This window comes from Chroococcidiopsis cubana SAG 39.79 (genome assembly GCF_003991895.1).
GTDB classification, from domain to species: Bacteria; Cyanobacteriota; Cyanobacteriia; order Cyanobacteriales; family Chroococcidiopsidaceae; genus Chroococcidiopsis; species Chroococcidiopsis thermalis.
Genome location: NZ_RSCK01000165.1, coordinates 1 through 7,668, shown reverse-complemented (window position 1 = coordinate 7,668; position 7,668 = coordinate 1). Strand labels below are relative to the sequence as shown.

Annotated in this window: 7 protein-coding genes and 1 pseudogene; 6 read left to right on the top strand and 2 right to left on the bottom strand. The window is 47.5% G+C overall.

The window, feature by feature from the left end; all coding sequences use genetic code 11:
- From DSM107010_RS43420 to DSM107010_RS35860, 6 genes and pseudogenes are all read left to right on the top strand, one after another.
- Window positions 1-243, top strand: a pseudogene (locus DSM107010_RS43420) (IS701 family transposase); the annotation flags it as partial.
- 212 nt (window positions 244-455) lie between these two features.
- Complete coding sequence (locus DSM107010_RS35880) at window positions 456-1,892, top strand: helix-turn-helix domain-containing protein (protein WP_199755995.1); 1,437 nt, start codon at window positions 456-458, stop codon at window positions 1,890-1,892.
- A gap of 324 nt (window positions 1,893-2,216) precedes the next feature.
- A complete protein-coding gene (locus tag DSM107010_RS35875; RefSeq protein WP_106166080.1) occupies window positions 2,217-2,474 on the top strand; it encodes a hypothetical protein in 258 nt (85 codons plus the stop codon).
- The gene (locus DSM107010_RS35870) at window positions 2,471-4,708 is read left to right on the top strand and encodes a bifunctional DNA primase/polymerase (protein WP_106166079.1); all 2,238 of its coding nucleotides are present in this window, start codon (window positions 2,471-2,473) and stop codon (window positions 4,706-4,708) included. The genes DSM107010_RS35875 and DSM107010_RS35870 overlap by 4 nt, the downstream gene beginning before the upstream one ends.
- A gap of 687 nt (window positions 4,709-5,395) precedes the next feature.
- Window positions 5,396-6,121, top strand: a complete 726-nt coding sequence (locus tag DSM107010_RS35865) for a Crp/Fnr family transcriptional regulator (protein ID WP_106166078.1) — start codon at window positions 5,396-5,398, stop codon at window positions 6,119-6,121.
- A 297-nt stretch (window positions 6,122-6,418) separates the two neighbouring features.
- Window positions 6,419-6,835: a hypothetical protein gene (locus DSM107010_RS35860; protein WP_106166076.1), complete on the top strand. Its 417-nt coding sequence runs from the start codon at window positions 6,419-6,421 to the stop codon at window positions 6,833-6,835.
- A gap of 329 nt (window positions 6,836-7,164) precedes the next feature.
- Here the strand turns inward: DSM107010_RS35860 and DSM107010_RS35855 are convergent, their stop codons facing one another.
- Both DSM107010_RS35855 and DSM107010_RS43415 read right to left on the bottom strand, forming a co-directional pair.
- Window positions 7,165-7,482 (bottom strand): HigA family addiction module antitoxin, encoded by a 318-nt coding sequence (locus DSM107010_RS35855; protein ID WP_106166074.1) that lies wholly within the window; start codon window positions 7,480-7,482, stop codon window positions 7,165-7,167.
- A gap of 10 nt (window positions 7,483-7,492) precedes the next feature.
- A partial coding sequence (locus DSM107010_RS43415) for a type II toxin-antitoxin system RelE/ParE family toxin (RefSeq protein WP_199755994.1) occupies window positions 7,493-7,668 on the bottom strand: 176 nt, incomplete at its 5' end.

Genomic DNA, 7,668 nt, shown 5'->3' with positions numbered 1-7,668 from the left:
CGATGGCGAATTGAAGAATGCTTTAAGTTTGCCAAAGATCAGTTAGGTTTAGGGGAATATGAAGTTCGCTCCTGGCATGGTTGGCATCGACATATCACTCTCGTCCTCGCGGCTCAAACATTTCTGAGTGTACTGCGGCATCAAGCTGAGCCTGTCATCGATAGGACTACCCCCCCTTTGACTGTAGCCGCCACTGGCAGTCTGGCTGCGTTCAAAGCGGCACGAGGTTTATTGTCCGGCTGAGTATTTGGGAGATCAAGCGGTGGGTATCTAGGCTCTTATTTCCTACACTTTGGTGTTTAGAACACGTTTTGCACTGGTCTTATTGGCGACGACAACATCAAGCTACTGCGCGATTCTATCACTACAAAAAACGCTCCCAACTCTCATCCGCTCAAATACAACTGTAATACTTAGAAGGCATTAAGGAACTAGCTAGAGATACGGCTATCAGATTGATTAAAGATACATGGGGTCAGCCTGTTCGATCTGGAGATGAAGCCTATGTAGAAGACATCGCCGCACAGATAGTAGAGAGCTTTACGGCTGATTTAGAACAAAACACAGCTTTGGAAAGTATAGCTGACAATGTGCTTTCATCAGCAATACCAGTTACAGAACCACAGCTTCATTCCATAGTTCCTATCCCCTCATCAGCCGTAATGTTTTCCAGCATTGAAGCTTACATAAGAAAAGACTTATGGCAAAAGAATGAGAACGGCATAGCCTATTTGCAGCATAGAGCTAAAGGGAACCCCAAAAATTACATTGAGCATTACATCTCTAGCCCAGGCGATATTACCATGCTTCCTTGGGATGAAGCTCAACAAATTATTGATAAGTTTGGCTTTACAACTGCCAAGCTCCACCTGATTTTTGCTGCCCATGCTATGAAACAGGAGAAACCTTGGGAAAGTAAATTTAACCTGAAAGCAAGCGATATTATCCAGGAATTTGGCTGGGAGAAAAATCACAAAAAACCAAAATCAGAAAAGCTACTAGAGATTGCTACCACAGCCTTTGCCCTTGATTGTTTGATAGTCAAGGCTGTTTGGGTGGAGGGGAGAAACAAAAAAGGACAAATTATAGGTAGCGCTCCTGTAGGAAGAATGTGGAACGTCCAGATTAAACCTATCGGTCAGTTTAATTTTGAAGGGAAGATAGACAATCCTGATGAAGTTTACATCACAATACAGCCAGGATTGTGGACTCAAGATTTTTTGAACCGAGCTGGAGCCAAATCGCGGGAAGCTTTATATCAGTTTGGCTACTTAGCCCAGCAAGTTTTGAAAATTGACCCTTACCATGATGAACTCGCGCTAAGGCTGGCTATATATCTAACATTGGATAGTCGGGTTCGCCTTGATGGAAAGTACAAAGTACGGGAGCTATTAGAAATTACATTCCCCAAATCGGTTATAGATAACGCTCGGTTAAACCGCCGCAAAGCCTATGACCTAAAGCAGCGTTGGGATAATGCAATGAAGCTACTGCTCAAGCTGGGCTGGCAGATCGCTTTTGACTCAGAAACCTACCCCGAAGAGCTAAGACCAGAATCCAAGGATAAGAAGCCTAAAGGCTACCTAGACAATCTGCTGGATGCGAGGTTAACTATCAAGCCCCCCACTCCTATCCCTGAACTCATAGCATCCAAGGTAAAACTTAAGGTAGAACCATTACAGTCCAAAGCAAAGCTAAAGCTAGCTCCTAGCACCGCCTTGACTAGCAGCCAAGTTAGAGAAGCCCGAAAAGCAAAAGGTTGGACTCAGGCTAAGCTGGCTGGTGTTCTTGGCGTGTCTCAAAACCTGATATCCCTTGTTGAACGGGGTGAACGCACCGTCAATCCAGAACTAGCCGCCCAGATCCGAAATCTTCTGGATATCCAAGATTGAGTATTGCTACTTAACAGTTCCAAACTACCAGCCGATTATTACCCGTGGTTGGCTGGTTTTCTGTTTTAGCTTTGTTTTAAAAAAAATAACCCAAAAAATTAGCTTGAAATCATTACCATACATAAGTTTGAGCTTTAAAACAAAACCATCCACATCCCCCGACAAAACCATCCACATCCCCCGACAAAACTATCCACATCCCCCGACAATCCATTTTTGAAACCCTGACTACATAAGAGTTTTAGCTTTTTAAAACAGCTCGGAGTAATAGATAAATAGATCAACTTTCCAACACGGGCTTGGCGGATTTGGCATTATCAAGTGATGCCATCCACATTCCGCCCACTAAAGAGAAATTGCCCCATCTGCTCTGGCGCTCGACGTGACTGCCAAGAAAACACCCACACGGGGCTAATTCACTGCCGCCACGATGTCACCGTTGCACCTGGCTACGTTTTTGATGTGCATGGGGGCATCATTGGCTGGCAGACCCGCTTTGACGATGCCCAAGAGAACAAGTACAAGTGGCTGTCTAGCCGTTCTGGAAGCCGAGCCAACAGTCCGAAGAGGAGGTCAGCATGAAGCTGCCTCCAAGACAGAAAAAAATCTTCCCCCCAGTCTTCCCCACCGACCCAGTAGGGGCAGAGTTTTGCAAGTGGTTTTGGTCCAATAGCAGGGGTTGGAATTTCATCAGAAGTAACTTACCAGCGCCAGGAGAGAAAACCCGCTGGACAACTCAGCCCTACCCAATCCAACCATTGGAACTGTGGCAGCGGCACGCTGACCCCCTAGAACTGCTAGGAGTTGGTTTCAAGAAATTTACGCGCTACTTGGTCATAGACATAGACCGTGGAAGCAAGTATCACCCGCTCAACGACGAAGCAAAGTATGCCGAAATACTTGCAACTCTGCGCTCGATTGGGTTGAATAGCCCCGTTGTCATCCGTTCCAGTTGGAGCGAGGGGTTGCACATCTACTACCCACTACCCAAAGCCATCTCCAGTTTCGGTGTCGCTTGTGCTGTCAAATGGACGCTGTTTGACAAAGGCATTCTGCTAGGAGACGGTCAGCTGGAAACTTTCCCCAATACCAAAAGCTATGGCTCGGATGGTAACTTCGTTCAATATAAGTGCCATCGGCTACCGCTACAGCCAGAATCAGGCTCGTACCTGCTGGACGGGCTTCTTGAACCATACTCTGATAGTGTTGAAGATCTGCTGGATGAATTCAACACCGCCGCCGCACAACAAAACCTCAAGCTGTTAACTCCAGTCATAGGGCGAAGTTGGTCTCGCCAAGCCGTGTCAAGCGGGTTTGGCAGTAGTGGTAGAGTAGAGACTTGGCGACGGCATCTAGAGCGAAGGATAAGCACGGGCTGGACAGCTTTTTCACAAACCAACGGCTTAATCAAGGACATCGCCACCTACGGGCGAGTATTCCTCCGCCTAGAGGGGAGAGCGCTGATTGACTACACGGTGCAGACAGCAAAGAACGCCCCTGGATACGAGCAGTTCTGCCGCCACCAGCAGGAAATTCACCGCCGAGTCTCTGATTGGAGCCGATGCGTGGAAGCGTACTACTGGCCCAAAGGGTCAGAGCCTTGCCGCTATGGAACCTACACTCTCCATTTCCACTTCGAGCCTGCTTCCTCTCGCCCACCAGCCGAGAACAACATAGTTAGCTTCAACGCCAGCAAGAGCGCCGAAGCACAAAAGCGCATTACTGTTGCAGTAGCACACCTAGAGTCGTCGGGCAATCTACCCGCAGCTGCCACAGCCAGGAGTTCTGCCATTATTGCCGCATCCAAGCTCCTGACGGGAATCGGCATCAGTCAAACCACACTGCATAAGCCTAAATACCTAGCACTGTGGCATCCCGACCACTACCACCTACAAGTTGAAAAGTGTGTAATAGATTGCTCTGAGCCGATTCCAGCCGCTGAAGCGGCTCAATCCTACCCGATTCTCCCCGACCCTTGGTTAGAGCCGCTTGAGCCACAAACCTTACCACAGCAAGCTTTGTCCGATAATTACACACTTCTTCCCTTAATGAAGGGTGTTTGTATGTTGTGCTTGCCACAGGCAAAAGAAGATCCCCAACCCAATTCCACTGAGTCAGAAGCTAATTCATTAAACTCTTTAAATTCTTCAAACTCTTTACCAACAGAATCAAATAGCCTATCTGATAAGAATTACAAATCCCCTATTTCCGGCAGCGCGGCAGAAAAATTCCATAAACCAGACTTATCAATCGACGCATCTGGCATCGTGGATGCTACCACCATTGTCGCACCAGAGCAGCTACACGAGCAATCTACCTCACTGCAAAGGAGAGAGTCTTTTGGGGGGAGTGTGTCGATAGAAGATTGCCATCGCCAGAACCAGCCAAGTTTATCCAGCCTGTATGTACCACAGACCCCATCATCATCCAAAGAAGGCTGGGAATTGCACTCATCGGCTCCCAAGGCGGCTCCAAACAGTGAAAATTCACGGCTGCACTCAGCGGCTCCAGCTGACACGCAAACCATTCGCCGCCTCATCAAAATCCGGCTAATTGCCATACAACACGCTAAAAAAGCAGTCCAATCGCAGTCTGGAATTGAGGGAAGAAGATTCAGCCCCTCTGAGCGAGAGCAACGGGAAACCATTGCCAAGATGCGTTTCCTCTGGGAGTCGGGCGAACCGATTTTAATGGATGAGGTATTAGCTTGGGCTAGAGCCAATCCAGACCTAATACCGGCATTAAGCCGAGATACGTGTAATTTTCGGCAAGATGGTTGCGAAACTGTTACTATGCTTAGGTTTCAAAGATTTTAGCACTCAGGTTAATCACCGTGCTATCGGTGGTGGGATATTGTGTGTGAATCAGCCACGCGATCGCCTTATATGCGCGAGATGCCACGTCACGTAAGGACTCGAAGCTTTTGAGTGAGGTCGCGAATGGCTGGAGGGGGAACTTCTACATTCCCAAAAACAGTCGTTTACGGGGAAGTTTAAGAGCGATTCGGGTATAGAGAGTTGATTTTCCGCACCCTGCTAAATCGTGCCGAACTATCATTTATGGGCAAGTTAGTAATTATGGCTCGTACCGCTCCCGAAAAAAGTAGCCGAAGAGAGAGAAACAAACGCGCAAGAAGGCATACTCCTAAAGCGATTTAGGCTATTTGGGACACGCGAGTATTTAGCACGCGGTTCGTTATACGGATTGATTACCAAAACGCTTCAGGATTCTGGGTCTGACTGAAGCAGGAACACCGATGAAACCTAGATACAGCAATAGTTTCCAGACTATCTTGCCGAAAATTACACGTATCTCGGCTCAATGCCTTACTTACGCTACGATCAAGGTACGCGGTGTGGGAGATGCGTGCTATCGAACACCGCTACTGCTAAAGGTTACCTTTTCACGAACCCCACCTTTTGACATATTGATTAGCTCCTAGCTTTTTCCTTGTGCCATGAGTTGCTGTTCTCAGCGCACACAAGAAGCAAAGGAGACTAACAATGCCAGTGTCCAAAGAATCCAATCTACATAGAGAAAACCGACTGCTTGCCGCTCTACCTACTGCCGAGTATCAACGCCTGCTTGCCAATTTGGAGCTCGTCGAGCTTCAACTCAAGCAAGTTCTCTACGCTGCGGATGGGCCAATCACACATGTATATTTTCCTCATCACTCAATCACTTCTTTGATTTATACATTTGAAGACGGCTTAACAAATGAAGTTGGTGTGGTGGGCAATGAGGGCATGGTGGGTCTGCCCGTAATTCTGGGCGGTAACACCACGACTACAAGCGCGATCGTACAAGTTGCAAACGGTGCTACGAGGATGGGGGCAGCCCAGTTTAAAGCCGAGTTTAATAGGGGTGGCCCGCTGCAAGAACTGCTCTTGCGCTACACGCAGGGATTATTTACTCAAATTACACAAACAGCTAGCTGCAACAGCCATCATTCAATAGAGGAACGTCTTGCCCGTTGGTTGCTTATGGTTTCTGACAGGATGGAGTCAGATACGTTTTTACTCACTCAGGAATTTATCGCCGAGATGCTAGGCGTGCGTCGCTCTGGCGTTACGGTAGCCGCAGGTACTCTTAGCCAAGCCGGAATTATCCAATATAGCCGTGGCAGAATTAACATTCGTAGTCGAGAGAGTTTAGAAGCAACCTCCTGCGAGTGTTATTCAATTGTAAAAAATGAGTTTACTCGGTTGTTAAGCATTGCATGCGGTTAAATTCTCTGGGAGCACCTTTGTAGATTAGAGTTTCCGTATGATAGCAGACAGACATTTAAGACTGAGCGAGTCTAGACTGTTGGCATCATTGGTTTTCTATAACATTCGTGTTCAGGGCAATCAAAAGTTAGGCATGATGAATGTGACGGACATGCATCGTAAATACAACGATAATACTAACAAAGGAAACCTGGAATCCCTTTGGGGTAGTAGTTGGAATAAACTCACTCCAAAGCAGAGGCAAATGGTCAGTGAGATTCTTGATAGTAACAGGAAGAAGGAGTCGTTAGGTGAAGTGTGAAAAATGAGTTGAAGCTTGAAGATAGAAGCGAAGAGCTAAAAATTTCTTTGCTCACTAGTGAGAGAATTCAGGAAGCTTTGGCTGTTCAGGAAATCTTCATTAATAATGAGCTGCAAAAGAAAAGCGAGGAGATAAAGGCTTCTGTGCTCGCTAGTGAAAATCTTCACCTGAAAGACTTGCTCGCCTTTACTATTGAAAAAGCTTCAAACACCGAAGAACAGCTAGAAATATCAAGCGAGCAGGTCATAACTTTAAAGGAAGAGCTGCGTGCCGCAAACAAGGAACTGGAGTTGTACCAGCAGGAGCTTGATGCTTGTCATCATGGGATGGTTGCATTAGTGGAGGAAATACAAGAATTAACTTGTGTGAAGGATAGGAAGCACTTCATTACAAAGAGTTTGGATTGTCTCTAACTGGATGCCTACTTCTACCTTCTATGTACCGGCATTTTTCAGTTTTCCGGTGTAGCGACACACCGTAAACTCTCCTCCTCGTACCCCCTTTCACTGCGGTGCTTTCGTAAGTTCGAGGCGATCTCTTCCGCTTCCTTCTTTGACCCGCATCGCCATTCTTTTTGCCCCTTAATCCGTGACCTGAGTCCGCCCCAGGCGGCTATAACCACCCACGTCCCGAAAAGGTCTTGGCGTACCTCCAAGGAGTACCAGCGATCACCCCGCCTCCATTCGTGCCGTTTCCACGCTACATGGTCATAGGCAATCATCGCCCCTTTCCCCGCTACCCGTCACCGTGCTGCTTCATCGTTGAGCGGGTGTTTCGTGATGGTTCTTAAGTCATCCCCCTCATCTTTCATGACGCGGTAGAGTTCCCATACCTGCTGAAGGTTCAGCCAAAACTCGGCGCTGTTCCCGAAGAAGCGAGAAAGACGAAGGGCGGTACTGGGGGTGATACCGCGCTTTCCGTTAACGAGCTCATTCACCCTTTGAAACGGAACATGAATCGCTTCCGCAAGCGCTGCCTGTGTGATTCCCATCGGCTCAAGGAAATCTCTGAGGAGTATTTCACCGGGATGGGTCGGGGGACGGTTTTTTGGAATTCTCATTCGTACGTCCTCATGAATGGTAATCGACGATTTCAACGTCTATTGCCCCTGCTTCCGACCAGCCGAAGCAGATTCGATACTGATCGTTTATCCGGATGCTGTAGTAGGCATTGAGCCGAGATCTGTGTTTTTTCCGGCAAGATAGTCTGAAAACCCTTATCCTGCCTGGTTTTGATAATTTGAGCC

Bases quoted from the DNA above. Each gene is read 5' to 3' on its own strand.
- DSM107010_RS35875 (WP_106166080.1), top strand. From the start codon at position 2,217: ATGCCATCCACATTCCGCCCACTAAAGAGAAATTGCCCCATCTGCTCT.
- DSM107010_RS35870 (WP_106166079.1), top strand. From the start codon at position 2,471: ATGAAGCTGCCTCCAAGACAGAAAAAAATCTTCCCCCCAGTCTTCCCC.
- DSM107010_RS35865 (WP_106166078.1), top strand. From the start codon at position 5,396: ATGCCAGTGTCCAAAGAATCCAATCTACATAGAGAAAACCGACTGCTT.
- DSM107010_RS35855 (WP_106166074.1), bottom strand. From the start codon at position 7,482: ATGAGAATTCCAAAAAACCGTCCCCCGACCCATCCCGGTGAAATACTC.